General features: G+C 56.9%; 22 protein-coding genes. 7 read left to right on the forward strand and 15 right to left on the reverse strand.

The window, feature by feature from the left end:
* Positions 1–521: 521 nt before the first annotated feature.
* Entirely contained in the window at positions 522–3,368 is a 2,847-nt protein-coding gene (locus CLR77_RS16755; protein ID WP_097461832.1) for an MECDP-synthase, read from the forward strand.
* A 342-nt stretch (positions 3,369–3,710) separates the two neighbouring features.
* Here CLR77_RS16755 and CLR77_RS16760 read toward each other — a convergent pair whose 3' ends face one another.
* Entirely contained in the window at positions 3,711–4,925 is a 1,215-nt protein-coding gene (locus CLR77_RS16760) for an argininosuccinate synthase (RefSeq protein ID WP_097461833.1), read from the reverse strand.
* Between the two features lie 188 nt (positions 4,926–5,113).
* Here CLR77_RS16760 and CLR77_RS16765 point away from each other — a divergent pair, with 188 nt between their 5' ends.
* Positions 5,114–5,890, forward strand: coding sequence for a DUF481 domain-containing protein (locus CLR77_RS16765; protein ID WP_158227229.1), 777 nt, complete (start codon positions 5,114–5,116; stop codon positions 5,888–5,890).
* Between the two features lie 51 nt (positions 5,891–5,941).
* On the opposite strand, the gene CLR77_RS16770 is transcribed toward CLR77_RS16765, so the two are convergent.
* Positions 5,942–6,892, reverse strand: coding sequence for a flagellar protein MotY (locus CLR77_RS16770; protein WP_097461927.1), 951 nt, complete (start codon positions 6,890–6,892; stop codon positions 5,942–5,944).
* A 331-nt stretch (positions 6,893–7,223) separates the two neighbouring features.
* On the opposite strand from CLR77_RS16770, the gene pyrC reads away from it, so the two are divergent.
* Together pyrC and rnt are read left to right on the forward strand one after the other, a co-directional pair.
* Positions 7,224–8,285: a dihydroorotase gene (gene pyrC / locus CLR77_RS16775; protein ID WP_097461835.1), complete on the forward strand. Its 1,062-nt coding sequence runs from the start codon at positions 7,224–7,226 to the stop codon at positions 8,283–8,285.
* A gap of 29 nt (positions 8,286–8,314) precedes the next feature.
* On the forward strand, positions 8,315–8,941 hold the full coding sequence (gene rnt / locus CLR77_RS16780) for a ribonuclease T (protein ID WP_097461836.1): 627 nt from the start codon (positions 8,315–8,317) through the stop codon (positions 8,939–8,941).
* On the opposite strand, the gene CLR77_RS16785 is transcribed toward rnt, so the two are convergent.
* From CLR77_RS16785 to CLR77_RS16825, 9 genes are all read right to left on the reverse strand, one after another.
* The gene (locus tag CLR77_RS16785) at positions 8,880–11,579 is read right to left on the reverse strand and encodes an EAL domain-containing protein (protein WP_097461837.1); all 2,700 of its coding nucleotides are present in this window, start codon (positions 11,577–11,579) and stop codon (positions 8,880–8,882) included. The two genes, rnt and CLR77_RS16785, sit on opposite strands and share 62 nt — an antisense overlap.
* 225 nt (positions 11,580–11,804) lie before the next feature.
* Positions 11,805–13,205: an NAD(P)(+) transhydrogenase (Re/Si-specific) subunit beta gene (locus tag CLR77_RS16790; protein ID WP_097461838.1), complete on the reverse strand. Its 1,401-nt coding sequence runs from the start codon at positions 13,203–13,205 to the stop codon at positions 11,805–11,807.
* Positions 13,206–13,211: 6 nt separating this feature from the next.
* Positions 13,212–13,496, reverse strand: a complete 285-nt coding sequence (locus CLR77_RS16795; protein WP_097461839.1) for an NAD(P) transhydrogenase subunit alpha — start codon at positions 13,494–13,496, stop codon at positions 13,212–13,214.
* A complete protein-coding gene (locus CLR77_RS16800; protein ID WP_097461840.1) occupies positions 13,496–14,662 on the reverse strand; it encodes a Re/Si-specific NAD(P)(+) transhydrogenase subunit alpha in 1,167 nt (388 codons plus the stop codon). Before CLR77_RS16800 ends, CLR77_RS16795 begins: the two co-directional genes overlap by 1 nt.
* Positions 14,663–15,088: 426 nt before the next feature.
* The gene (locus CLR77_RS16805) at positions 15,089–15,691 is read right to left on the reverse strand and encodes a peroxiredoxin (protein ID WP_097461841.1); all 603 of its coding nucleotides are present in this window, start codon (positions 15,689–15,691) and stop codon (positions 15,089–15,091) included.
* A gap of 273 nt (positions 15,692–15,964) precedes the next feature.
* Positions 15,965–16,870, reverse strand: a complete 906-nt coding sequence (locus tag CLR77_RS16810; RefSeq protein ID WP_097461842.1) for a DMT family transporter — start codon at positions 16,868–16,870, stop codon at positions 15,965–15,967.
* A gap of 94 nt (positions 16,871–16,964) precedes the next feature.
* A complete protein-coding gene (rhtB, locus tag CLR77_RS16815) occupies positions 16,965–17,582 on the reverse strand; it encodes a homoserine/homoserine lactone efflux protein (protein WP_097461843.1) in 618 nt (205 codons plus the stop codon).
* Between the two features lie 78 nt (positions 17,583–17,660).
* Positions 17,661–18,530: an SDR family oxidoreductase gene (locus CLR77_RS16820; RefSeq protein ID WP_097461844.1), complete on the reverse strand. Its 870-nt coding sequence runs from the start codon at positions 18,528–18,530 to the stop codon at positions 17,661–17,663.
* A 125-nt stretch (positions 18,531–18,655) separates the two neighbouring features.
* Positions 18,656–19,030, reverse strand: a complete 375-nt coding sequence (locus CLR77_RS16825; RefSeq protein ID WP_097461928.1) for a PaaI family thioesterase — start codon at positions 19,028–19,030, stop codon at positions 18,656–18,658.
* A gap of 279 nt (positions 19,031–19,309) precedes the next feature.
* On the opposite strand from CLR77_RS16825, the gene CLR77_RS16830 reads away from it, so the two are divergent.
* The 3 genes from CLR77_RS16830 (at position 19,310) to CLR77_RS16840 (ending at position 22,941) form a co-directional block, all read left to right on the forward strand.
* Positions 19,310–21,040 carry a proline--tRNA ligase gene (locus CLR77_RS16830; protein ID WP_097461845.1) on the forward strand — a complete coding sequence of 577 codons (1,731 nt, stop codon included), beginning with the start codon at positions 19,310–19,312 and terminating at the stop codon, positions 21,038–21,040.
* 85 nt (positions 21,041–21,125) lie between these two features.
* Positions 21,126–21,725 (forward strand): lytic transglycosylase domain-containing protein, encoded by a 600-nt coding sequence (locus CLR77_RS16835; protein WP_097461846.1) that lies wholly within the window; start codon positions 21,126–21,128, stop codon positions 21,723–21,725.
* A gap of 298 nt (positions 21,726–22,023) precedes the next feature.
* Positions 22,024–22,941 carry an aspartyl/asparaginyl beta-hydroxylase domain-containing protein gene (locus CLR77_RS16840; RefSeq protein ID WP_097461929.1) on the forward strand — a complete coding sequence of 306 codons (918 nt, stop codon included), beginning with the start codon at positions 22,024–22,026 and terminating at the stop codon, positions 22,939–22,941.
* Between the two features lie 7 nt (positions 22,942–22,948).
* Here CLR77_RS16840 and CLR77_RS16845 read toward each other — a convergent pair whose 3' ends face one another.
* The 4 genes from CLR77_RS16845 to CLR77_RS16860 all read right to left on the reverse strand — a co-directional run bounded on the left by CLR77_RS16845 (position 22,949) and on the right by CLR77_RS16860 (position 26,215).
* The gene (locus tag CLR77_RS16845) at positions 22,949–23,176 is read right to left on the reverse strand and encodes a DUF2835 domain-containing protein (RefSeq protein ID WP_097461847.1); all 228 of its coding nucleotides are present in this window, start codon (positions 23,174–23,176) and stop codon (positions 22,949–22,951) included.
* Between the two features lie 115 nt (positions 23,177–23,291).
* Positions 23,292–25,190, reverse strand: coding sequence for a molecular chaperone HtpG (htpG, locus tag CLR77_RS16850; RefSeq protein WP_097461848.1), 1,899 nt, complete (start codon positions 25,188–25,190; stop codon positions 23,292–23,294).
* A 108-nt stretch (positions 25,191–25,298) separates the two neighbouring features.
* A complete protein-coding gene (locus tag CLR77_RS16855; RefSeq protein WP_097461849.1) occupies positions 25,299–25,730 on the reverse strand; it encodes a PaaI family thioesterase in 432 nt (143 codons plus the stop codon).
* The gene (locus CLR77_RS16860) at positions 25,727–26,215 is read right to left on the reverse strand and encodes a PaaI family thioesterase (protein ID WP_097461850.1); all 489 of its coding nucleotides are present in this window, start codon (positions 26,213–26,215) and stop codon (positions 25,727–25,729) included. The genes CLR77_RS16855 and CLR77_RS16860 overlap by 4 nt, the downstream gene beginning before the upstream one ends.
* Positions 26,216–26,299 lie beyond the last annotated feature (84 nt).

The raw sequence follows: 26,299 nt of genomic DNA on the forward strand, positions 1-26,299 counted from the left end.
CCGGAAACACCGCCCTGCCCACGCCATACAATCAAGGCGAGAGGACGGCCCGGGAAAGCGCGTTTCGACGCTGACGATTACGCTGGGTGACGGGCGCGGATGGGCTGAAGAACCTCGTCCGATACGCTTTTGCGTTGGGGCGCCACGGGACCGGACAGCATTTTACCCCATTCCGCCCCAGGATTCAGTTCGACCTCTTGTCAAACGGCAGGATTCGTCCGTAACCGAAACAGAAGCGGCCGGCTTTCCCCTCGCTTGGCTTGACCGGTATTCCCCGGCAGAATGATTTCGTCCCGAAATGTGCGCTAACACACCGAAGAACCCGGAAAAATTCGACAAAAGCACGGCGCCCGGCTACTTTTTATGGGAATGCATAATCACACTTTCGTGCGATCACAGCTTGGCTTCGCTTAGCTATAGTGCAAGCCTAAGGAATACCAAGGATCGTCAGCCACGCAGCGCTGATAACAAAGAAGACTTTCGAATAACGACACAATAAAACAGGCGAGAAGGTCCCTCACATGCTCAAGAAAACGCTAATAAGTCTTGCTGTGGCCTCTTCGGTCGCCCTTACGGGCTGTCTCCAGGGTGCCTCGACCGGCAATGCAGATCCCCAGCCAACGATTATCGACACGACCCAGGACGCGAGCATTGTTACGCCGGTTTTTAATCCAAACCCGCTTTCGCCGTCCGTCGCATTCCCGGCCAATTACGATCTGCTCCTGCTGCTGGGCGCCTCGCAGAGCAAGTATTACGATTTCACCGGATACAACACGGGAACAGATCCCGCATCCCAGGCGATCAACGGATTGGCAGGCTTCTCAACTTCCGGCCAGACCGATATCAAGTTCAGCGGTTCGCTGAACCCCAGCACCGTGCTGAAGGGAAAGACGGTTTTCCTGTTCCCTCTGAACATGAAGGCCGCCAGTACCTCGCTGCCTGACGCTATTCCGAATGTCGATCCCACGAATATCAACTCGACGTCGCCCGTCGACACCACCAAGCTCGCCAGCCTGGATTACCGCGTATCGGTGATCTCGCTCGACGGCGGCAGCAACAACGTTATCCGCATCACACCGCTCAAGCCGCTGCCTAGCGCGACCAAATTCCTCGTGGTCATCACGAACGGCGTAACCGGTGCGGACGGCAAGCCGACCCAGCCTTCCAAAGAATACAACTGGTTCAAAGGCGACCAGCCTCTTGGCCCCTCGAATCTCGACTCTATCCGCACCCTGATTCAAAGCGAAGACGCCCTGGCAGCAGGCATACTGAAAGCCAACAGCGTCAGCAACAGCGTGACCCTGTCATACAGTTTCACAACCTCGTCACCGGGCAAGGTACTTAAGACCCTGGCTGCGCCAGGTGCCTACCTGAATACGCTCGGCGAGAAAATGGTCTTGGATTCCGGTCTGCAGGTAATCCGCGACTATTTTGACAATCATAACGTGACCTACACAGCCAGCGATGTGTTCTCGCTGTTCAACGCTATTGTTAACGGCCCTTCTGCGGACTATCAGAAAACCACCTTCTACGCGCTCTATTACAATGCATTGAAGAGTGCCGTGTTGGCGGATGTAGGCACCTATAGTGCGAATTCAAGCCTGGCCAGCACCATCGTCGGCACGGCTATCGCGACGGCGGCTGCCAAGGATGAACTGCCCTATCCGAAGAGCCGCACGACCTATTTCATCCAAAGTGAAACCAAAACTGCCGCACAAATGGCGGCCGTCGCTGCAGCGGCTGCTTCCAACACTGCACTCGCGTATGCGGCCAGCCACACAATGGTTTATCAAGGTGCGATCCAGTTGCCCTACTATCTGCAGTTGCCCGGCACTGATGGCAGCGGCCTGATCAACGGCCACTGGAAGGGCAATACAGATATCGAGAAAGAACTGAATACGCAAATCACAGCGCAGCAGGCAACCTATCCCGGCCTGTCGAATTTCCAGTTCCCGCGAGACGCCGTTCCCGGCTCGACGACTGCAACCGCCTTTAACGTGACCTACAACTATCCGTTCCCGCAGCGGACAGCCTATGTCGCCGCACCGGTCGTGGTCTATTACCCTGACACTACAGTCTGCCCCAGCGGCATCAACGGTGTGGTCATCTTCCAGCATGGCATCACCGTCGACCGCAGCGTGGCAACCTTCCCTGCGATCAACTTTGCCGTCAACACCTCCAACACCTGTTTGGCGACCGTGGCCATCGATCAACCCCTGCACGGTCTGGGTGGCAGTACGGTAGGCACTATCTCAGGACTGACGCCCTTGGTGAGCGATGCCACCCTGAAGACCCAGTTCCCGAACGCATCCTATATCGGTGAACGGCACTTCATGTTCACGCGTGATACCAGCAAGCCGACAACGTTCAGTGCGGCACAGGAAACCGATATCACCAAGGTGTCTTCCGGCAGCCTGTTCATCAACCTGGTGAACCTGCAGACAGCCCGGGACAACCTTCGCCAGGGCGTGATGGACCTGCTGAACCTGTCAGCGTCGATTAACGCCATGAGTCTCGACAACAGCAGCACCCATCAGCTCAGCGGCAAGCCTGTCTTCTTCGTGGGCCATTCGCTCGGCGGCATCACTGGTACGGTGTTCTCTGAGATCAGTACCGATCCGACGGTTCAAGCCAGCTATAACTCGACCACTCAGGGCTTGGGACTGGGTGCAAACCCAGCATTCAAGAACCTGCAGAGCGTCGCTCTGATGAACACCGGTGGCATGCTGACCAAACTGGTAGAAAACTCCACCGTATTCTCCGGTCAGGTATTGCAAGCGTTGGCAGCAGGCGGTGCAGCCCAGGGCACGTCCAACTTCGAGAACTTCATGTATATCATGCAGTCGATGATCGACGGTGCAGACCCGGTGAACTACGGCGTCGACCTGGGTGCGACGATCAAGTCGACGAACAAGCCCAACCTGCTGATGGAAGAAGTGGTCGGCGACAAGGTCGTGCCGAACCAGGCGAACGTCAATCCGCTGGGTCAGGCCCTGTCGGCCCCGCTGGCTGGCACGGAACCCCTGATGGCACTGGTCGACCAAGGTCTGGGCGGCGGCAAGCTGGCCGATGGCAACGGCTTGGGACTGATTACAACCGCTACGGCCGGAACCGCAATGCCGGTAGCATCGTTCTTCCTGGGCGACAACCCCTGTACCGAAGCGCGTCACGGCACCTTCGTCTCTCCGGCAACGCCTGCGAGCAGCACGGACACCATCTGTCCGGGTGGCAGCAATACCGCCAACGCCTTTAGCGAGATGATGACCGAGACGATTTCCGGACTGACCAGCGGTACTGTTGTATCGCCAAACACCAACAGCGTTCTGACCTCCAGCTCGACACTCAAGTCGGCACTGGACCAGAACTAATAACCACTGATTGGTCGCAACACAAAAACCCCCGCTTCGGCGGGGGTTTTCTTTTGCTCAATGTTTGCTATCCAGTGCCCTGAACGTTCGGGAATGCGGCAAACCCGAGGCACAGCGATGAGAAAGATCCACAAAAAAAGATTCATCGCGGATTAGCGTGAAGGCCATCATGTTTCAGTAGGCTTACTGGCAAATCGCGCACGGGGAAGGTGGGTAGCCAGCCCCTTGCGGAAACTGAATCCGGCCTTCCCGCTTAAACGCGATGAACTACAAAAAAGCCCCTCCGATCGGAGGGGCTTTTTGCAGACTCATCCTCGCACAGAGGACAATCGAAAACGTTGCTTAGCTATAGGAACGCCCTTTTCCAGCCGCAATACGCAGGCGCAGCGCGTTCAGCTTGATAAAGCCTTCCGCATCCTTCTGATCGTAGGCCCCCTCGTCTTCCTCGAAGGTCGCCACCTTTTCATCGAATAGCGATTGCTCCGACTTACGACCGACCACAACGACGTTGCCCTTGTACAGCTTGAGCCGCACAACACCGTTGACGGGCTCCTGAGTCTCATCAATCAGGGTCTGCATCGCCTTACGCTCTGGCGCCCACCAGTAGCCGTTATAGACCAGCTCGGCATAACGGGGCATCAGGCTGTCCTTGAGGTGTGCCACTTCACGATCCAGCGTGATCGATTCAATGGCCCGGTGCGCCTTCAACATGATGGTGCCTCCCGGCGTTTCGTAACAGCCGCGGGACTTCATGCCGACGTAACGGTTCTCAACGATGTCGATCCGGCCAATGCCGTTGGCGCCACCGACCTGGTTGAGTTTGAGCAGAATTTCATGCGGCGGAAGTCTTTCGCCATCGATCGCCACAATATCGCCGCGCTCGAACGTCAGTTCTACATAGGTAGCCTTGTCTGGCGCATTTTCAGGCGAGACGCTCCACAGCCACATGTCTTCCTCTGGCTCAGACCAGGGGTTTTCCAGCACCTGTCCCTCATAGGAAATATGCAGCAGGTTGGCATCCATCGAATACGGTGACTTACCTTTCTTGCGCGCGACAGGAATTTGATGTTGTTCGCAGTAGGCCAGCAGCTTCTCACGGGAATTCAGATCCCATTCGCGCCAAGGTGCAATAACCTTAACGCCCGGTTTCAGGGCATAGGCACCCAATTCGAAGCGCACCTGGTCATTACCCTTGCCTGTGGCCCCATGGGAAATGGCATCCGCCCCGGTTTTATTGGCAATATCCACCAGGTACTTGGCGATCAGCGGGCGCGCAATGGAGGTGCCCAGTAAATATTCACCCTCATAAATGGTATTGGCGCGGAACATCGGGAATACGTAGTCGCGGACGAACTCTTCACGCAGGTCTTCGATGTAGATTTCCTTGACACCGAGAGCCTGGGCCTTGGCCCTTGCGGGTTCGACTTCTTCACCCTGCCCCAGGTCCGCCGTGAAGGTCACGACTTCGCACTGGTATGTTTCCTGCAGCCACTTGACGATGACCGATGTGTCGAGGCCACCGGAGTACGCCAGCACCACCTTGTTGATCTTGGACATGCGCCTGCTCCAGCAAGTCGGAATGTAAGTGGAGCGCTATTGTACGGCACTGTACGGCCCGGTCCAATCCTGATCTCCGTGTCCACGGGGTGGGCTCCAAGGTGATCGCAATGACACACGGTGACGTAAACGGCGGCTGCACACGTCGAAATACCGAACAAATTATTCACAAAAGAGGAGACAGCCCCTTGAAATCCAACGCTTTCATCGGAGTCATCCTGGTGCTGCCCTATGCAGGACTCGTTATCGCCCAGCCGGCGCCCTCCAACGACATCCCGAAATGGTCCGGCAACCTGTCACTCGGTTACCTGTCGACCTCCGGCAATACCGAGAAGACAACTGCGACCGGTGGGCTGGACCTGACGCGTCAAGACCCGACCTGGCGCGATCATTTCAAGCTCAACGCCATCTACAGCAGGGACTCCGGCAAAACCACCGCATCCCGATACCAAGGAAGTTATCAAAGGGATTTCAAAATTTCCGGGGAGAGCCGCTACCTGTTCGGGCGAACGACAGCCTTAAAGGACCAGTTCAGCGGCTACAACTACGTGCTGACGGCCTCCGCCGGTTACGGCTTCAGGGCCTGGCACAAGGCGCTCAACTACAGCAAGCAGGACGCCCACCTGGACCTGGAAGTCGGCCCGGGTTATCGCTACGCGAGAATAAAACCCGAAGACGTCGACAGCAGCGGTGACAGCCACGAGAGCAATGCGACGGCCAGAACCGCCGCCAAGTTCCTGTTCCCCCTGAGTGCGACGGCAAAATTCACACAGAACCTGGAGGCTACCTTCACCCTTTCCGGGCAACACAATATCGAAGGGCAGTCGGAAACCGCGCTCGTCGCCAACGTCATGGACTCGCTGGCACTCAAGCTATCCTACTCGGTCTATTACGTGGAAAACCCACCCGACGCGAAGAAACCGACAGACACGCAAACGGAAATCAGTCTGCTCTATCAGATTTGAGGTCGGTCGACGCCGGCCTACAGTCTTCGTGGTTGTCCGACGAGACGGGCATCAGCCCGGAGGGACAGTCGGCTCCGACACATCCATCGTCTGGGAGGCACCGGCACTCTGGGTGGCGGCAGCAGAGTCGCCATCGGGATTGCGTTCTAGCAGGATCGTTGCCCGCCGATTACGTGCACGGTCCACCGGAGAGTTATTTCGCACTATCGGATGGCGGTCGCCATGGTAGCGCGTGGTAATTTTGGCAGCGGGAACCCCGTGATCTATCAGATACTGTGTCACCGCCTCAGCACGTCCCTTGGACAACAACCGATTGTACAGCCTCCGCCCCGTGCTATCAGTGTGGCCGTCAACATAGATGTTCGTGACAGTCTGATCGGCTTTGACGTAGAGAATCACACGATCCAGCTTGGCCATGTCCGACGCGGTCAACGTTGACTTGTTGTCGCCGAACAGCACCGTGGTGCGGACAACCTGATCGAAATTAACCGGCAGCAGCCCACTGACACAGGACTGGAAATCCGCGAATTTGGGCGAAAAGTTCACTGACGAAAGACGGACTTCAACCGGTTCTTTTCCATACCAGGCTGCACGGGTCAACGCCGGCATCATTCCGGCCTGCAAACTGGCCATCATCTGCGCCGCCGGGCGGGGGCCGATAGTCACCGGACGGTCGCCTTTCGCCACTTTCACCGTGCCCAGGTCATGCACAGACGATCCCGGCCGCCAGGCCGGCGCCTCTATAACCAGGGAGGCGAGTCCCGGCTTCAACGGATTGACGACCGGCGCGAGATAAAACCGCAGGCGCTCGCCCGCACGATGCTCAAAAACCGCTTTGCCGAAATTGGGGATGTCATGAGTCAGGCTGCAATCGAAAATGGACGACGACAGGTACCACTGACTGTTTTCGATGCCCGCACTGTAGGTTACCGCCTTCGCAAAAGGCTGCCAAAGCAGCAGGGAAGCGCAGAAACAGCGGAGCATTATGCGGTTCGTTGTCATATCGGCCACAGGCAGTTCGGGACAGCCCGGAATAGCAATGGATCCGGGATATCGGATTTAGGCAACCACGCAGCACCGCGAAGGGCGCCGGAGAATGCCCCTTTCGCCACCCCATCCCTGGAATCGCCGCATAGTCGTTATAGCGGCCTCCCGTCCAGAAACTTTACCGCCCGTACGCCTTCCTTCTGATATACTTCGCTGGATTTTTGTCACCGCTTGTAATCTGCGCCACCAGCCGGATACTACCCAATGACAGTGTCCGCGCCTCTGTAGCGACCCAATATCAATCAAGATCAGCGATCCAATATCGATCAGTCAGAGTCCAACCGCCATGAACAAGTCGATCACCATAACGCGCCCGGACGATTGGCATCTCCATGTCCGTGACGGCAACAGTCTTGCCGCTGTCGTTCCGCATACGGCCCGCCGCTTCGCGCGTGCGATCATCATGCCCAACCTGGTCCCGCCGGTAACGACGACCGATGCGGCCCTGGCCTACCGGGAGAGGATTCTCGCCGCGACACCGCAGGACACCAACTTCACGCCGTTGATGACCCTGTATCTGACTGATGAAACCTCGCCGGACGAAATACGCAAGGCGAGCGCTGCGGGCGTCGTCGCCTGCAAACTCTATCCGGCCGGCGCCACGACCAATTCGGCGTCGGGGGTGACGCAGATTACCCGCCTCTACCCCACTTTCGAAGCAATGGCCGAATGCGGCATGCTGTTGTTGATCCACGGCGAAGTAACGACAGACGGCATCGACATTTTCGACCGGGAGCGCTACTTCCTCGAACAGGTACTGGAGCCGTTGGTTGAGCGTTTTCCGAAGCTACGGGTGGTCCTGGAGCACATAACGACGTCCGAAGCCGTGCAGTTCGTGAAAAGCCGAACTCGCCGATTGGGTGCCACCATCACCCCCCAACACCTGATGTTCAACCGCAATAATATGCTTGTCGGCGGCGTACGCCCGCACCTGTATTGCCTACCGATCCTGAAGCGCCGAGACCACCAGGAGGCCTTACAGAAAGCGGCCATCAGCGGAGACGTTCGTTTCTTCCTTGGCACCGACTCAGCGCCCCACGCTCGCAACCGCAAAGAATCGGCCTGCGGCTGTGCGGGCTGTTTCTCGGCCTTTGCCGCCATAGAATTGTACGCCGAGGTGTTTGAATCACTGGGAGCGCTGGATAAACTGGAAGGGTTCGCCAGCCATTACGGGGCTGACTTCTATGGCCAGCCCCGCAACCAGGAAAAGATCACCCTGATCAGGGAGCCCTGGACTGTACCGCAGGCCTTGCCGTTTGGTGACGAGGAAATCATACCCCTGCACGCCGGTGAAACCTTACATTGGCGACTAGCGGAAACCGGCCACACAGAACAGGGTGACCCGTGATAGATTTCGAGGACAGCACAGCTCCATTGATGGCCCGGCGTTTCCGCGGTTTCCTCCCTATTGTGGTTGATGTGGAAACCGCAGGATTCAACGCAAGAACGGACGCGTTGCTGGAAGTGGCAGCCGTTATTCTGGCCATGGACGAGTCGGGAACCATCTATCCGGAGCATACCGTCAGTCGGCATGTAGAACCGTTCCCCGGCGCCAATCTGGAGCAGTCCGCTCTGGATTTTACCGGTATCGATCCCTACAACCCGCTGCGGGCAGCCATTCCTGAGCGCGACGCACTGGGAGAAATCTTCAGCGCGATCCGCAAGGCCGTGCGGGCCCAAAATTGCAATCGCGCCATTTTGGTAGGCCATAACGCCACATTCGATCACAGTTTCCTGTTCGCCGCATCCAACCGGGCCGACATCAAGCGTAATCCGTTTCACCCGTTTTCGTCGTTCGATACCGCCACACTGGCGGGTCTCGCCTACGGCCACACGGTACTGGCAAAAGCCTGCGAGTTGGCGGGTATTGAATTCAACGCGCGAGAAGCACACTCAGCCATTTACGACGCGGAAAAGACGGCAGAGCTGTTCTGTGCCATTGTCAATCGGTGGCAGGACCTTGGGGGCTGGCCTCTTCCAGAATCCCAGAACCAGGAGTCCTAGTCGCTGCGCCTGTCATTGACGGGCTACGTCGCGCCACCCAGTTCAACGCCTCAGCGACAGGCATGGGGCGAGCGACCCAATAGCCCTGAACGCGATCACACCCCAGTTTGCCGAGACAGGCCAGCGTCTCGGCATCCTCAACCCCCTCGACGACAATGCGGCACCCCAGACTGTGCCCCATTTCGACCGCTGTCCGTACGATATTCAGGGCATCTGCCGAGTGGGTTATGTCCATTTGCAGGCTACGGTCGATCTTGATTTCGTTCAGCGTCATGCGCTGGATGACGGCAAGGGACGAATAGCCGGTCCCGAAATCGTCCAAAGCCAGCTCGACCCCAATACTGCCCAAAGACGCCAGCACCTGTTGCGCCAGTTGCGCGTTCTTCATGGCGGAGGTCTCGGTCAGCTCCAACGTAAGCCGGTGCGGCAACACCCCGGCCTGACGGATGTCCTCTTCCAGGTCCTGCGCAAAATTCGCGGCTTCCAGATCGACAGCAGAAATGTTCACCGACAGGCTCACATGTCCCAAGCCACGGTTACTCAGCTCACAGAGAATCCTCAGGGCTCGCTGTAGAACCCATCGCGTCACCCGGGTGATCACCCCTGTCTGTTCCGCATAGGGGATGAACTCAGAAGGCGGAATCGGTCCACGTTCACTATGATTCCATCGGATCAACGCTTCCAGGGACACAATGTCACCCGTCGTCAGATCCAACTGGGGCTGCAGGCAAAGACTGAGTCCCCCCTGCTCTATCGCCATATCCAGCTCCGACAGAAGCGTCAGGCGCTGCTGGCTCTGAAGCGCCAGTTTCTCCTGATAGACGGAAAATTCCCGACGCCGCTCAGCCAGATCCAGCGCAATGTTGGCCTTGCGCAGCAGCCCGACGGCACTGACATCATGCTCGGGATATACAGCCACACCAAAGCGGGGATCCAGATCGAGTGCCAGTCGCCCAAATTGGAAAGGCTGCCGAAGCAGTGCCACCAGCTGATGTAACGTTTGATCAATCTCGTCATGCAGTGGCCCGCAAATCAGAAAAGCAAAGGTATCAGCCTCTACCGATGCCAATCGCTGACGCGGAATCGCTTCCGGATCGATATCCTGAAATACCGGACTGTCCGGTATTAACGCAGAGATGCGCTCCACCATGAGCAGCAACAGGTCCCGCGCACTGTCGTAACCGATCATCCTCTCGATATCCCGTAACCGCTTGATTTCCAGAAACCAGAGCTGAAACGGTTGTCCCGGGTGATCCTGAATCAGCTGGCGCATACGGGTTTCCAACAGCGTCCGGTTGGGGAGCAGGGTCACCGGATGATGCGTCGCCTCATACAGCAGTTGGTCTTCAGCTCTCTGGCGACGCTGCTGTTCCTGAATAATCCGCTGCTGCGCCCTAAGCCGCTCGTTACGTTCCACATAGACCCTTTGGACAATGGCAAGCGACAGCAGGATGGACTCGACCGCCGAACCGATTTCCACACCGGATGTCGTAAAATCATTGACCGGCAACCAGCCAATGGAACGCAGGATTACGATAATCACGCCAGCCTCAAGCGCAAGCCAGGCCACCGTAAACAAGCGCGCAACACGCACCCCCCGCCCCCACAGCCAAGGCCCCGCCACGGCCTGAAGAACGGCCATCACAAAGGCCAGCAACAACCCCACCTTTTTGGCGGTAACCGCTGGCAGCACCAGGGACAAAGGCGCCCACAGAAGCGCGCTCCAGGCGACCGTCGCGACAACCCTGTCAAGCATGGGCAGTTCGCTACGTATGGGCAGGAACAAGCGGGAGAACTGACCACCGAAAAAGACGGAAAGCGGCACACCGATCAGCAGGACCACGTTCCAGGAGGGGTGCGATGGCCAAAGATATTCATAGGTTTTTCCATGCAGGCTGGCCTGTATCAACAGGATTGCCAGCGAGAAAAGCACATAGTAGAGATAGGTGGATTCCCGCAATGCCAGAAATATCAACAGATTGAACAGAACGGCGAACAACAGGAACCCATAGTACAGCGCATGAATCTGGCTCAAACGTGCATCTTCCAGAAAAAATGCGCGCTCTTTCCAGATGCTTAACGGCAACATCGCCGGTCCGCTATTGCTGACACTGAAATACAGCTGATAGGACGCATGAGGCAGCAGTGTCATCGGAAACACAAAGTCCGCATGCCGAATCGGGCGATCCTTAAAGGGCAGTTGGTCCCCGGTTATCCAGTGAGAGACGGTTTTACCGTCATGGCGGACGAACAACGACAAGTGATCCAGGAACGGCGCGGGCACAACCGCCAGTCGATGGATTACCCGGTCCGAGTTATTGATCAGTTGGGTTCGAAACCAGACTTGCCCCCCATCGAATCCGAGACTGCTGGAGCGCTGCGGCAGAGGACGCCAAGCCAAGGCGTCCTCTGCATCAAAGACCCGCAGGGGAACCCGAGCTTCATGAGCAGTGGCGACATACTCCAGTGACGGAGAGAATCTGTCCGCATCAGGTAACGGCTGTACCTCAAATGCCTCGGCCTGCGCTATCGCAGCCAGCAATAAAAGCATCGCCCAAACAAAGCGGGCAGATAAGCGCAGGGAGGCCTTCCCTGCGGCGCGAAGCGACGACTCTCCATATCCCCTAACATTTCGCATGCCTTTCCGGTTATTCCGGCCACTCCTGACAGAATCACAAAAAGCCACAAGAATTGTAGGTAAACATACCGGGATCTGCCGTATTGTTTTGTAACATGTTGTTCTGTTTGGTCTTTAACGATTGACGAACAAGGTGTCACGACAGAGCCTCCGCCCCTATCCAAAAGCACAAAAAAGCCCGCATAAACAAAAGATTATGCGGGCTAGAATAGCTGTCTATCGATGTCAGAGATCGTTCATTGCAGCGATAACTCGCTGCTGAACCTCTTTGGCATCGCCAAACACCATCAAGGTGTTGTCGTTGATAAACAGCTTATTGGGGATGCCGGCAAAGCCCGGGCTAAGACTGCGCTTGATTACAGCGACCGTCTTGGCGTTATGCACCTCAAGGATCGGCATACCGTAAATCGGGCTGGCAGGATCATCGGATGCCGCCGGGTTGGTGACGTCATTCGCCCCAAGGACGATGGCCACATCAGCCTGCTGGAACTCGGGATTGATCACATCCATTTCAATCAACTGCTCATAAGGCACTTCCGCTTCCGCCAGCAGAACGTTCATGTGCCCTGGCATACGGCCCGCGACAGGGTGGATCGCATACTTAACCTTGATGCCCCGTTTCTCCAGCAAGGTCGCCAGCTCTCGGGTGGCATGGTGAGCCTGCGCAACAGCCAAACCATAACCCGGTACAAAGATCACGCTGGAAGCCGTATCCAGGATCATGGCCAGGTCGTCGGCATCCGCCTGTTTGACTTTGCCATCGTAGAACGCATCGGATTCGCTTTTGCTCACACCGCCGCCCTGCTCGGCCAGCGAGCCGCCAAACAATACGTTCGTCAACGAGCGGTTCATCGCCTTGCACATGATGCCGGTCAGAATGATACCGGACGCACCAACGAGCGACCCGGTAATGATCAGGCCATTGTTGTGCAGGATGAAACCCGTTGCAGCCCCGGCGATCCCCGAGTAGGAGTTAAGCAGCGATATCACCACCGGCATGTCAGCACCGCCGATAGGCATAACCAGCAAGACGCCCAGCAACAGACAGATCAGCCCCAGAACGCCAATCAACAGATAGGCATTTGCCGGATGCATCACGAAGTAGACGGTGCCCGCCAACACAACGATGGCACACAATTTCACCAGCGCCTTGTACAGGCGCACGTTCTTGGCATCGCTGACCTTACCCATCAACTTGCCGACAGCGATGAAGCTACCGGTCAGGGTGACCGCGCCCACCAGCACGCTGGCGATCATCGCGATACTCCAGTCCGGCGTCGACGCGAACAGCGGCGTGTGCTGGCTTTCGATGTAACTTGCAACCGCAACCAAAAGCGATGCACCACCGCCGAAGCCGTTCAGCGCGGCAACCATCTCGGGCATCGAAGTCATCGGCACGCGCTTAGACCAGACGTAGCCAATACCGCCACCAATGACGAGACCGATCAGAATCCACCAATAGGACAGAACGTTGTGATCCAGCAGCGCCGCCACAATGGCAACAGTCATACCGATGGCGCCCAGCTTGTTACCGCGCACCGCCGTTTTAGGTGAGGTCATTCCTTTCAGGCCGAGGATAAACAACACGGCCGAGACCAGATAGCAGAGGTTGATAAAACTGTTCATAGGCGATTACTTTTTCTTGAACATTTGCAACATACGGTTGGTCACGAAGAACCCGCCGAAGATGTTGATGGATGCCAGGATGACCGCCAGTACACCCAGGATGGTGGACAGGGCCGTGGTGTGCTCACCGCCACCGGCGCTGATAATGGCGCCGACCACGACGATTCCGGAGATCGCGTTGGAGCCGCTCATCAGCGGCGTGTGCAGCGTCGGCGGAACCTTGTTGATGATTTCAACACCAACGAAGATCGCCAGCACGAAGATGGTCAGGGAGATAATCAGCATATCCATTAGTTGCCCGCCTCCTGGGGTTGCAGACGTTCTTTCAGCGCCGCATGCACTACGTCGCCGTCGGCCGTCAGCATGGTGGATGAGACAATCTCGTCCTCAAGGTTAAGCTCCAGCTCACCGTCCTTCGACATGTTGTAGAGAAAGGTCGTAATGTTCTTGCTGTAGAGCTGGGACGCGTGAACCGGCACACGCGACGGATGATCGCAGTAGCCGATGATCGTGACGCCATCCTTGTAGACTTTTTCGTTGCGAACCGTGCCTTCGACGTTGCCGCCACGCTCCGCCGCCAGATCGACAATCACCGAACCTTTTTTCATCAGGTGCAACATATCGGCCGTGATCAGCTTTGGCGCCTCGCGGCCGGGAATCAGGGCCGTGGTGACAATCAGGTTGGACTGAGCCACCTTCTGGGCCATCTGCTCACGCTGACGACGATAGAACTCTTCCGACTGCGCCTTCGCATAACCACCGGTCGCCTTATCGTCCTGCGCCGGCAGGTCGAACTCGACGAACTTGGCACCCAGGCTCTCTACCTGCTCACGTGCAGCGGAGCGGGTGTCGTAGGCCTCCACCACCGCACCCAGGCGGCGCGCCGTGGAGATGGCCATCAAGCCGGCTACGCCAGCGCCGATAATGAACACCTTGGCCGGCGTAATGGTACCGGCCGCGGTCATCAACATCGGGAAGTATTGGGGCAGCGACATGGCTCCGGCGAGAACGCCTCGGTAGCCGGAAATAGCGGCCATGGAGCTGAGCACATCCATGCTCTGCGCACGCGTAATCCGCGGAATAAACTCCAGGGCAAAACTGCGCACCTTGCGCGCAGCCAGCTTCTGTACGACGTCGAGGCTGTAATAGGCATCCATCATGCAAATCAGCGACGCACCCTCACGAATCAAATCTGCTTCGTGATAGCCGTTTTCGACGTCCTCGGTCGGCACGCGGACCTTCAGAACGAGGTCAGCCTGCTCGTACAGGGACTTTGCATCGGCGGCGAGGCTCGCACCGGCAGCGCGGAACTCATCGTCACCAATGTGGGACCGGTCGCCCGCTCCAGCCTGCACAACCACGTCAAAACCCTTTTTGACGAGATCCGCAACACCGGACGGTATGACGGCGACCCGGGCTTCATCTGAGAAGATTTCTTTGGGTATACCGACGATCATAGGTTTTATTCCAATGCGTAGGTTTCTTTAAGGCGGGAAAAGGAGAAATCGAATCAAAAAAAAGTGAACGAGAGCGTTTGCTTTTTTTATTCGCAACCTCGTCTGACAGGTTTGCGCGCTCCCGGTAAAGCGGGTCCTTTTCCAGCGGGGCGTAGTTTTACTCGATTGCCCCCCTTCCTGGCAACCGTAAATCTTCGGAAATCAGAAGAGACTCAGCGGCGAAAGCGCCTGGAAAATCGACGAAATACCCAAGAACCTGTTTAACAAAAAAGACCGAAATCGGCCTGCAACCCCCGTCACTGCAAGGTTGTGTAAAAAAATTACAATCAGACTTACGTCTAAAACCCCAAAAAAATACCCGACAGGATCGCTGCCGGGCATTTTTCCGATGAAGAAAAAAACTTCATCGCCTAACGCTAAAAACCATTACAGGCCAGAGGCATTCTCAGCCAGGTACTTGGCAACACCATCCGGAGATGCGTCCATCCCCTTGTCGCCCTTCTTCCAACCAGCAGGACAGACTTCGCCGTGCTCTTCATGGAATTGCAGCGCATCAACCAGACGCAGCAACTCGTCCATGTTTCGACCCAGCGGCAGATCGTTAATGATCTGCGAACGCACAACACCATCCTTGTCGATCAGGAACGCGCCACGGAAGGCAACGCCACCATCGGACTCGACGTCATACGCCTTGACGATGTCGTGATTCATGTCGGCAGCCAGGGTATAACGAACTGCGCCGATACCGCCATTGTCGACAGAAGTGTTACGCCATGCGTTGTGAGTGAAGTGGGAGTCGATCGAAACACCGATCACTTCCACATTACGCTCTTTGAACGCATCCATCCGGTGATCCAGCGCAATCAGCTCTGACGGGCAAACAAAGGTAAAGTCGAGCGGGTAGAAGAACACGAGCCCATACTTGCCCTTGATGGCTTCGGACAGGGTAAAGGTGTCGGTAATGGTGCCATCGCCCAGTACAGCGGGAACGGTGAAGTCAGGAGCAGGTTTTCCTACAAGTACGCTCATTAGCGGCTATCTCCAGTTAGCTCTTTGAATGACAGGCAAAAACACCCAAGGTGCAAGCGCCCAAAAATGACGTCGCGCCATAATATACAGCGCCCGGAAAAGCGATGAAGCATCCGGCCATTAATTTTTACGATCACAGCTATAGCTTTAGCTTATGATTCGATTTCCCAGTAAGGTTCTGGAACTCAGCTCGAACACCCATCGCCAATACCACAACATCACAAGTGGGTTTCAATGCCATGAATTTCAAGAGCCTCTTGTAACGCGCCGCCCTTATTCCGGCGTCACGCGACGACGCAAGACTTTACGCTTGACCCGCTGCAAAACCAGTCCTGCCACAATCAAAACCAATCCCACATAAGTCGCCGGCAGGATTTTTTCTCCAACCAGATAATGAATGAAGATCAGGGATAAGAAAGGCGAGATAAAGATAAAGTTGCTGATGGTCGCCGTGTTATCGGCCAGTTTCATGGCGTTCAGCCAAAGCACATAAGAGATCCCCATTTCGAACACGCCGACGTAGGCCGCGCCAATGAGACCGGAAGCCCGCTCTACCTCAAAACCATCGGTGAAGGCGCAGATCAACGCAATAAAAGGTAGTCCGAAGAGGAAGTTGAGCAGCAGGCCAGCCACAGGATCCCGGCGATCCCGGGTGTTGGCTATCCAGTAAAGCGCCCAGATCAGGGTGCTGGACAAGGCCAGGACGACCCCCATCGTGTCAGCAAAATGCAGACTCAGTAGATCGCCACGCGAAGCAATAACGACAACACCGAGATAACAGACTAAGCCGGCGACGACGTCGAGAGGTCTCAGACGCTGCTTTAATAAAGGAACGGACAGATACGTCAGCGTCAGCGCCCATGTGTAGTTGAGAGGCTGAGCCTCCTGAGCCGGCAGCCGGTTATAGGCACCGAAGAGGACCAGGTAATACAGGCAGGGATTCATCAGCCCCAGCCCCAGCGACTGCAGGTATTGCCGCCGGGAATAACGCCAGAGTTCCGAGAAACGCCCCTGAAGCGCCAGAACGCTTCCCAAGACAAAAATAGAGACCAACGACGCATAAAACAGCAATTGAACAGGCGTCATCGCTGCCAGGGACAGCTTGAAAGCGGAAGCGACCGTCGACCAGAGGAGAACCGTCAGAAGCCCTAACATGACGGCCTTGCGTTGTCGCTCCACATGACCTCCCAGTCAGCATAATTCGTGATCGCAGGGAGTATGCCCGCCGGGACGCGACGGGTCCATGGTCGAATAGTCGTGACTCAAGCGGGCTTTAGTTGCGGAAAGCCGCCAACGCTGCCGCGGCGCCCATAAAGAAGCCGCCGAAAACGCGATTCAGGTGTCGTTGCTGGCGAGGTGTGCGCAACACCTTAAGGATCTGCGTCGCCAACGTGGCATACCCCACCATCACAACGATATCCACCACAATCATCGTTGCCCCCATTATCACGAACTGCGGAACATGAGGTGTTGTCGCGTCCACGAATTGAGGGAACAGCGCGACCAGGAAAACCGTCGCCTTGGGATTCGTCAGGTTCACTACGGTCGCCTGCCAAAAACGGCGGTGCGCAGAAAGTACCCTGCCCTTATCGCCATCGAGCTGCAGAGCCCCTTCCCGGAATTTCTGCCAGCCTAACCACATCAGGTAAGCAACGCCGACCCACTTCACCAGACTGAAGGCAATTTCCGAGGATCCCAGCAAAGCTCCAAGGCCGATGCCGACCAGGACAATCTGGGACCCCAGCCCAAGCTGCAGCCCCAGAATAGCGGGCAGCGAATGGCGAACGCCATAACGAAGGCCATTACTCATGGTGTTCACCGCACCCGCTCCAGGGGAAATACTGATCAGCACGGCTGCCAGCAAAAACACCAGCCAAGTATTGAAGGCCATCGCTCTCTCCTTTATGGAACCCATCGCTAACGGGAAGGCGCTCTATCATACGCCGATCACCTTTAGAGGGGCAGATCTTCACCTCGTTTCAGCGACGTCCGCCGGCAACCCCGTCCACTCGACGGAAAGATCCCACAAACGGCGGGCAATGTTATCATCAGCGGCTTCCCGCGAAATTTTCGCCTTCCGGCAACGGTAAAAGTAGTCTCCCGTCTTGTCTGCGACCGCATCCGAACTGGCCAACCAGGCCGTCGTCCTGGCCCCCTCCTCCGGCGTGATCAGGAATAGCTTGATCGCCGCGCTGGCCAGCTTTTCGTACCAGTGATCGCCAGGCCAGATATTCGTTTTCACCGCTCCCGGGTGCAGGCAATTCACGGTAATACCTTTCGCCTCCAGACGCCTCGCCAATTCGCGCGTGAACAGGATATTGGCCAGTTTTGATTGAGAATACGCCTTGAAGACCCGGTACCCCTTTTTCAGATTGAGGTCGTCAAAGTGCATATGGCCTTGGTGATGAGCTGTCGACGCAACGTTGACGATACGCCCTCCCGGGGCTTTCAATGTCGGCAGAATCAGTTGGGTGAACAGAAAGGGCCCCAGGTGGTTGGTCGCAAAAGTGAGTTCAAAACCGTCCACCGAGGTCTTACGCTTCATGGACGCAATGCCGGCGTTGTTGACCAGAACGTCCAACTCCGGCCATTTCTCCCGGACGATCGCAGCCGCCTTACGTACCGATTCCAGCGAGGAAAGGTCCAATGTCAGCGTATCCAACTTCGCAGCCGGATGCGCCTTGCGAATCTGGTTACAGGCGTCCAGGGCCGCTTCCGGTCGACGGCACGCCAAAACGACTTCGGCCCCCATACCGGCCAACATCTCAGCGGCAACGTAACCGATGCCACTATTGGCTCCTGTGATCAGTACCCGTTTGTTCTGCATCGTATCCGCCATGAACCGCTCCTTTTCCCGAAGCCATCAATCACCGATCGAGCGACGATGGTCACCGGTGCCGCTCGCTTCCCATGGCATTATGCATAAGTTCGATACTTATGAAAATAACGAATCGTGTATACCGATCAGTTGCTACCGGACGATGCCGGCAACGCGTAACTGCCCGTTACGTGGGCCACCAGCGTTTCGCTACCGGCAGAGATCAGGCGAACCTCGCAGAAGGCCAGTCGTCGCCCCATTCTCAGCACAAATGCCTCGGCCACCAGATCTTCCTGGGCAGGACGCTGCAGAAAGTTGATATTCAAATTGCTGGTGACAGCCATTTCCACCTTTCCCAGAGTCGCCAGGATAGCCGCGTACATGCTGGCATCCGCCAGCGACATCTGGACCGGACCCGAGAGGGTACCGCCCGGGCGAACCATCCGGGCATTGAAAGGCACCCGCGTTCGCGCATAGCCGGAGTCGACGGCCTCGACGGTGAATCCGATATCTTCCGCCATGGGGACCCCTTCGCGAATCAGCGCTTCAATTTCTTGTGCATCTAGCAATGTCAGTCACCTCATTACCGATAAACAACAGGTCGGCGGACCCACGCCCAAACAAAGAAGCAGGGACATTCCGCGACCTTATGATGCGCATCCCTGCGGACAACTGTCGACCCATTCTGTACGTCGCCCCCATCGCTCCGTACAATAAACCGCCACAGGCCCGAAAAAGTTCAATAGACCGCCGGCCACCCATTCCAGACCGTTAATAAAAGAAGGACGGAACAGACCACCATGCGTGCAAGTCGCTACCTGATCGCCACCCTCAAGGAAACACCCGCCGATGCGGAAGTTATCAGTCATCAGTTGATGCTGCGCGCAGGCATGATCCGCAAGGTCGCTGCCGGACTCTACAACTGGCTCCCGATGGGGCTACGCGTATTGCGCAAGGTTGAGACGATTGTCAGGGAGGAGATGGACCGCGCTGGAGCGCAGGAGCTGCTTATGCCGGCCATCCAACCGGCGGAGCTCTGGCAGGAATCCGGCCGCTGGGAGCAGTACGGTGCCGAACTGTTGCGTCTGCACGACCGGCATAACCGTGAATTCTGTGTGGGCCCCACCCATGAGGAAGTCATCACCGACCTGATTCGCAACGAGCTGAAAAGCTACAAGGAACTGCCGGCGAACTTCTATCAGATCCAGACCAAGTTTCGCGATGAACGCCGCCCCCGCTTCGGGATTATGCGGGCCCGCGAATTCCTCATGAAGGATGCCTACTCCTTCCATGTCGATGCGGAATCGCTGGATGAAACCTATCGCGCCATGTACGACGCCTATACGCGCATCTTCACCCGCCTCGGTCTGGATTTCCGCCCGGTGCAGGCCGACTCCGGCAGCATCGGTGGCAACGCGTCCCATGAATTCCACGTCCTGGCCTCTTCAGGGGAAGACGCCATCGCCTTCAGCACGGTCAGCGATTATGCCGCCAACGTCGAATTGGCCGAAGCCGTTCCCGATGTCAGCGAGCGTCCTGCACCGGCGCAGACACTGCAGGAAGTGGCGACGCCGGATCAACGCACCATCGATGATGTTTCCGCTTTCCTAAAAGTCGCGGTGACGCAGACCGTCAAAACCCTGATCGTCCTCGGCGAAGCCGACGAAAACGACCAGCAGCCTCTGATTGCGCTTGTTCTGCGTGGCGATCATAGCCTCAACGAAATCAAGGCGGAAAAACTCGATGGCGTCGCATCCCCTCTGCAAATGGCCAGTGACGAACAAATCGAAGCAGCGACAGGCTGCAAGCCCGGATCGTTGGGGCCGGTCAATCTGACATTGCCGGTGATCGTCGACCGCAGCGCGGCCGTCATGGCGGACTTCGTCTGTGGCGCTAACCGCGATGGCTATCACTTGACCGGTGTGAATTGGGAGCGGGATGTGGCGCTGGGCCGCGTGGAAGACCTTCGCAATGTTGTTGAAGGCGACGCCAGTCCCGACGGCCAGGGCGTGCTGGAAATCAAGCGCGGCATCGAGGTCGGTCACGTCTTCAAACTGGGCCGCAAGTACAGCGCCGCCATGAATGCGACCGTTCTCGACGAAAACGGCAAGGCCGTGGTGATGGATATGGGGTGCTATGGCATCGGTGTGTCCCGTGTGGTCGCCGCCGCCATCGAACAGAACCATGATGATCGCGGCATTATCTGGCCGGCCGCCATCGCTCCCTTCGAGGTCGTCATCGTCACACTCAACGCCCAGAAGGCGCCGTCGGTCATGCGCGCTGCCGAAAAACTCTATGACGAACTGCGTTCGGCAGGCGTCGACGTCCTGCTGGACGACCGAAACGAGCGGCCTGGCGTCAAGTTCGCGGATATGGAATTGATCGGGATTCCTCACCGCGTCGTGGTCTCCGACCGCGGCCTGGAAGCCGGCACCTTCGAGTATAAGGGACGCAGCGATGCCGACAGGCAGGACATACCTGCCAGCGAAATTCTGACATTCCTCGTCGACGCCTTGCAGAAACACGCGTAACGGTTCTCAGCCTTAACGATCCCGGGCTTGAACTTGCCCGGGATCGACTACACTGAGAGACGAACCCGTACAACACATCGGAACCATGACAACCGCCGTTTTCCGTTGCCTGCTATCGCTTCTTTTCACGCTGGCCTTCAGCCACACCGCTTGGGCATCGTCATCGACCCACACGATGCAAACGCCGGATGCCGCCGTTGAAGCTGCGTTGAAAAAAGTGGTCGATAACCCCTCGAGCTTCAAGGACAAGTTCGATGCAGAAGTCTGGCTGGTCGATATGTCCGGTCGTCTCGCCCGTTATGTCCCCAACCCGGAAAAACGCCTCAAACTCCTCAAACTGATCCACGAGGAAGCGACCCAGGCCGGACTGACGCCGGAACTGGTGCTGGCGGTCATCCAGGTAGAGAGTCTTTTTGATCGCTTTGCCATTTCCAGTGTCGGCGCCCAGGGATTGATGCAGGTAATGCCGTTCTGGAAGAAGGAAATCGGACGCCCCAACGATAATCTCACCCATATCGAGACTAACCTGCGCTATGGGTGCACCATTCTCAAGCACTACATCGACGAAGAACACGGCAACGTCATGCGAGGACTGGCCCGATACAACGGCAGCACCGGTAAGGTCTGGTACGCCGAAAGGGTCATGGATGCCTGGCAGAACCACTGGTACGTCAACAACCAGTAGTCGACGTACGCAGAAATCCCTACTCGCTCCCGCTAGCGCTGCCCCACCAAAATGATAAGCTGACTTATCTTTTTTGCGATTTTCTGTTCAGGACGAGTTCGTCAGCAGGCGAGGCCCGACACGGACTGCCGGGAGCCAGCAGACCGCCCATGTAGCGCCAGGGATGTCGTTGCCTTTCTATCCCCTCCGTAGCGCCCAGCACGACGACTCGATACGAACCCCAAACCTGCTCGCAGGCCTCTTCCGTTTCCTGGACGGGCGCGGCGCGAGAGCGAACAATTCGGTAGACCGAAGCGCCATGATGGAATCACTTATCGGATTTCGCGGCATCCTGCTCGCCGCCTTCGTCTGCTCAGCTATCTACGTGCATTTCCGCGGGCGAATCAGGCATTCCTGGACCCGCCAGCTGAGCGATCATTCCACCTTTCTGGCGCCGATCAACACGGTGCTCTATACAACGTCGGCAGTACCCAACACCCCCTTTCTGGACCTGGACCAGTTTCCCGAGTTGAAGCCACTGCAGGAACACTGGGAAGAGATCAGGGACGAGGCGATGAGCCTGTTCGACGAAGGCCATATCCGCGCAGCCAGCAGCCACAACGACGTCGCATTTCATTCCTTTTTCCGCAACGGCTGGAAACGTTTTTACCTCAAATGGTATGACGACCCTCAACCCTCAGCACAGCTTTGCCCTAAAACCCTGGCATTGGTGCAGAGTATTCCAGCGATCAACGCCGCCATGTTCGCCTTCCTGCCAGCCGGCTCCAACCTGGGCGCGCATCGAGACCCCTATGCCGGCTCGCTGCGCTACCACTTGGGTCTGGTAACACCGAATTCCGACGACTGCGCCATTGTCGTCGATGGCCAGACCTATTCCTGGCGAGACGGGGAAGCAGTGCTGTTCGACGAAACCTTCATACACCATGCGTACAACCGCACCCCACAGGACCGGCTGATCCTGTTTTGCGATATCGAGCGGCCTCTGCGTTATCGATTGGCGTCCTACTTCAACCATTTCTTCAAATGGACACTGATCCGCTCCGCCCAGGCGCCAAACAGCGATGGCGAAAAGGTCGGCGGACTGAACCGGATCTTCGACAAGGTTTACCATCTGCGCCTGAAAGCAAAAGCTTTCAAGAAAACCAACAAAACCGGCTACTACGTTGGGAAGTGGGTGTTATTGGGCGGGTTGTTCTATCTCGTCTTCCTGAGCTGACGCCCAGTCAGCCTGCTTTGAACTGTTCGACCGAAGCGAAACGCCCGTGGTCGTCAAAACGGATACAGAATCGGCCGCGGATACCATCTCGGGTCAGGTAGCGAGCCAGGATGTTGGCGGGAAATTGAACATGGCGCCCATCGACCGAACGGGCTCTAACGACACGCGCCGTGCCGCGATAGATTTTCAGCCATTCATCGGGCGAAATGAAAAGGTCGAGAATAATTTCCTGCATCTCGGTAACGGGCCAGTCCCATCAAAAGAAAGCTTGCCCAATTTTCGCCGTGAAAGCGCCGACACTCAATATAAAAAAGCCCGCGCATCGGCGCGGGCTTTACGGACCCTGAGGCTTATTGGGTCAACTCCAACAGTAATCCGTTCAAGCGGCTGACATAACTGCCCGGATCCTTCAGGGCATCACCGCTGGCGAGTACCGCCTGATCCAGGAGGATAGTCGCCAGATCGTTAAAGCGGGACTCGGCAGTTTCCGCCTCGAGACGCTTCACCAGCGGATGCTCGACGTTGAGCTCGAAGATTGGTTTGCTCTCCGGCACCTTCTGACCGGCAGCTTCCATGATCTTCCGCATCTGCGCGCCCATGTCGTGATCGCCCACGACCAGACAGGCCGGAGAATCCGTCAGGCGATTCGTGGCGCGGACATCCTCGACCCTGTCGGTGAGAACCGCCTTGACGCGCTTGAGCAGATCTTCATGAGCCTTCGCGGCTTCTTCCTGCTGCTGGCGATCCTCGTCGGTTTCGATCTGACCGAGGTCAAGCTCGCCGCGAGCGACATCCTGGAACGATTTCCCGTCGTACTCGTTCAGGTAGCTCATCATCCACTCGTCGATACGATCAGAGAGGATAAGCACCTCGATACCTTTCTTGCGGAAGATCTCCAGGTGAGGGCTGCTCTTCGCAGCCTCAAAGCTGTCGGCCGTAATGTAATAGATCTTGTCCTGCCCTTCCTTCATGCGGGAGATGTAGTCGTCCAGCCCCACATTCTGGGTGGATTCGCCCAGCTGGGTCGAGGCGAAGCGCAGCAACTTGGCGATCTTCTCGCGATTGGCGAAATCCTCTGCGGGCCCTTCCTTCAGCACGGTACCAAACTCGTTCCAGAAGGCCTGGTACTTATCCGCGTCGTTAGTGGACAGTTTGGACAGCATATCCAATACGCGCTTGGTCAACGCTGTCTTGATACTGTCGACAGTACGGTCGTTCTGCAGAATCTCCCGCGACACGTTCAGAGACAGATCGTTGGAATCCACGACGCCCTTGACGAAACGCAGGTAGAGCGGCAGAAACTGCTCTGCGTGATCCATGATGAACACGCGCTGCACATACAGTTTCAGGCCCCGCGGCGCTTCGCGGTTATACAGGTCAAAGGGTGCACGGGCCGGAATATAAAGCAGGCTCGTATAGTCCAGGTTGCCTTCGACCTTGTTGTGGGACCACGTTAGCGGATCTTCGAAGTCGTGTGCGATGTGCTTGTAGAAGCTCTTGTATTCATCGTCCTTCACTTCCGTCCGCGGCAAAGTCCAAAGGGCCGTGGCATCGTTGACCGTTTCGTCCTTGGCGCCGTCTTCCGACTTGTCATCAGAGACTTCGGCCTTCATCACGACAGGGAAGGAAATGTGATCGGAATACTTCTTGACCAGATTGCGCAAACGCCAGCCATTGGCGAACTCGGTTTCCTCCGGCTTCAGGTGAAGCACGATCGTGGTGCCCCGCTCCGGACGATCGACTGTTTCCAGCGTGAACTCACCTTCGCCACTCGATTCCCAGTGCACGCCTTCGGCCACCGGGACACCGGCACGACGGGTAAAGACCTCAACTTTGTCCGCAACGATAAAGGCGGAGTAGAAACCGACCCCGAACTGACCGATCAGCCGGGAATCCTTCTTCTGATCTCCCGTCAGCGACTTCAGGAATTCCGAGGTACCCGAACGGGCAATGGTGCCCAGGTTATCGATGACTTCCTGGCGGCTCATCCCGATGCCGTTGTCACTCAGCGTGACGGTCTTGGCCTCTTCGTCATATTCGAGCCGAATCTTGAGATCAGGATCTTCTTCGTACAAAGCGGGGTTTTTCAGCGCTTCAAAGCGCAGCTTGTCTTCTGCATCAGAGGCATTGGATATCAACTCCCGCAGAAAGATCTCCTTGTTGGAGTAGAGGGAGTGAATCATCAGGTGCAGCAGCTGCTTCACCTCGGTCTGAAAGCCAAGCGTCTCTTTTTGCGTTTCGACCGTCATAGTGCCAGTGTCTCCTTATCCAATCGATCTACGCTAGCGCCCCGGACCATGAGGCCCGGGACCTGGGAATAAGTGCTGGCATTGAAAATGGGGTCGTGGCTGAGAAATTCAAGCCATCAGGAAATGAGCGCGTGCGGTGGCGATAGGTTCCAGACGGGACTTCTGCCAGGCGGTGACCATGACGTTGGCCACGCGATTGCCCTGTCGGGTAAGTCGGCACTCGGCATAGGTTTCCCGCAACAATCCTGCGCGCAGGTAATCGATGGAGAAATCGACGATACGCGGCAACTTGGGCGTATCCTGGGAGCGCATCAGGTAGAGCGCCGCCGACAACTCCATAAAGCCGCCGATCACCCCGCCGTGAATAGCCGGCAATATCGGGTTACCAACGTTGGACTCCTGAGGCGGCAGGCGAAAAATAAGGTCGTCGCCAAAGCGTTCGCACACCAGCCCGATCATCTTGGCGTAGGGAATCCGCTCCACCAATGCCGACAGGTCTCCCTGTTCAAGCGCCTTGTGCATCGTATCCCGTCGGCTCATTCGTTCACCCCTGTGATCAATTCGCGGTAGGCTTTGGGTGAAGCATCGGCACCGATGCGCATAAAGGTCGCCACGCAGTGTGCCACCGTCGTTTCACAGTCGTCCTGATAGGCTTCACAGCGCGTGAATACGATATTGCGGGTAACGCGATAGGCGCGAGCCCGAGCGAATACGGGCTTGTCCGGCTCGGCCGGACGCATGTAATCAACGCGCAGGTCCAAGGTCGGGCAAAGCTCGAACTCCGGCAACGCACAGATAATAACGGACCCCGACGCCGTATCCATCAGGGTCGTGATAGCGCCGCCATGGATAATTCGCGTCTCGGGATCGCCGACAATGGATTCGCTGTAGGGTAACCTGAGAATCAGTTCGTTTTCTGCCGCCTTCACCGGCTCGATGCCGAGTAAATGGCTTTGCCGTAACGAACGGATAAAGCGGCTGACCTGCCCGAACAGGACATCGTCCTGGGCACTCTGCTTTTTCATCTGTTGCTCCCGTGACCGCATTGCGGTGCCGACCTGCGTATATGCGCGAACTATACCCAAAGCCGCCGATCCGGACTACCGCTC

This window comes from Mangrovitalea sediminis (assembly GCF_002514725.1).
Classification (GTDB): Bacteria; Pseudomonadota; Gammaproteobacteria; order Pseudomonadales; family Oleiphilaceae; genus Mangrovitalea; species Mangrovitalea sediminis.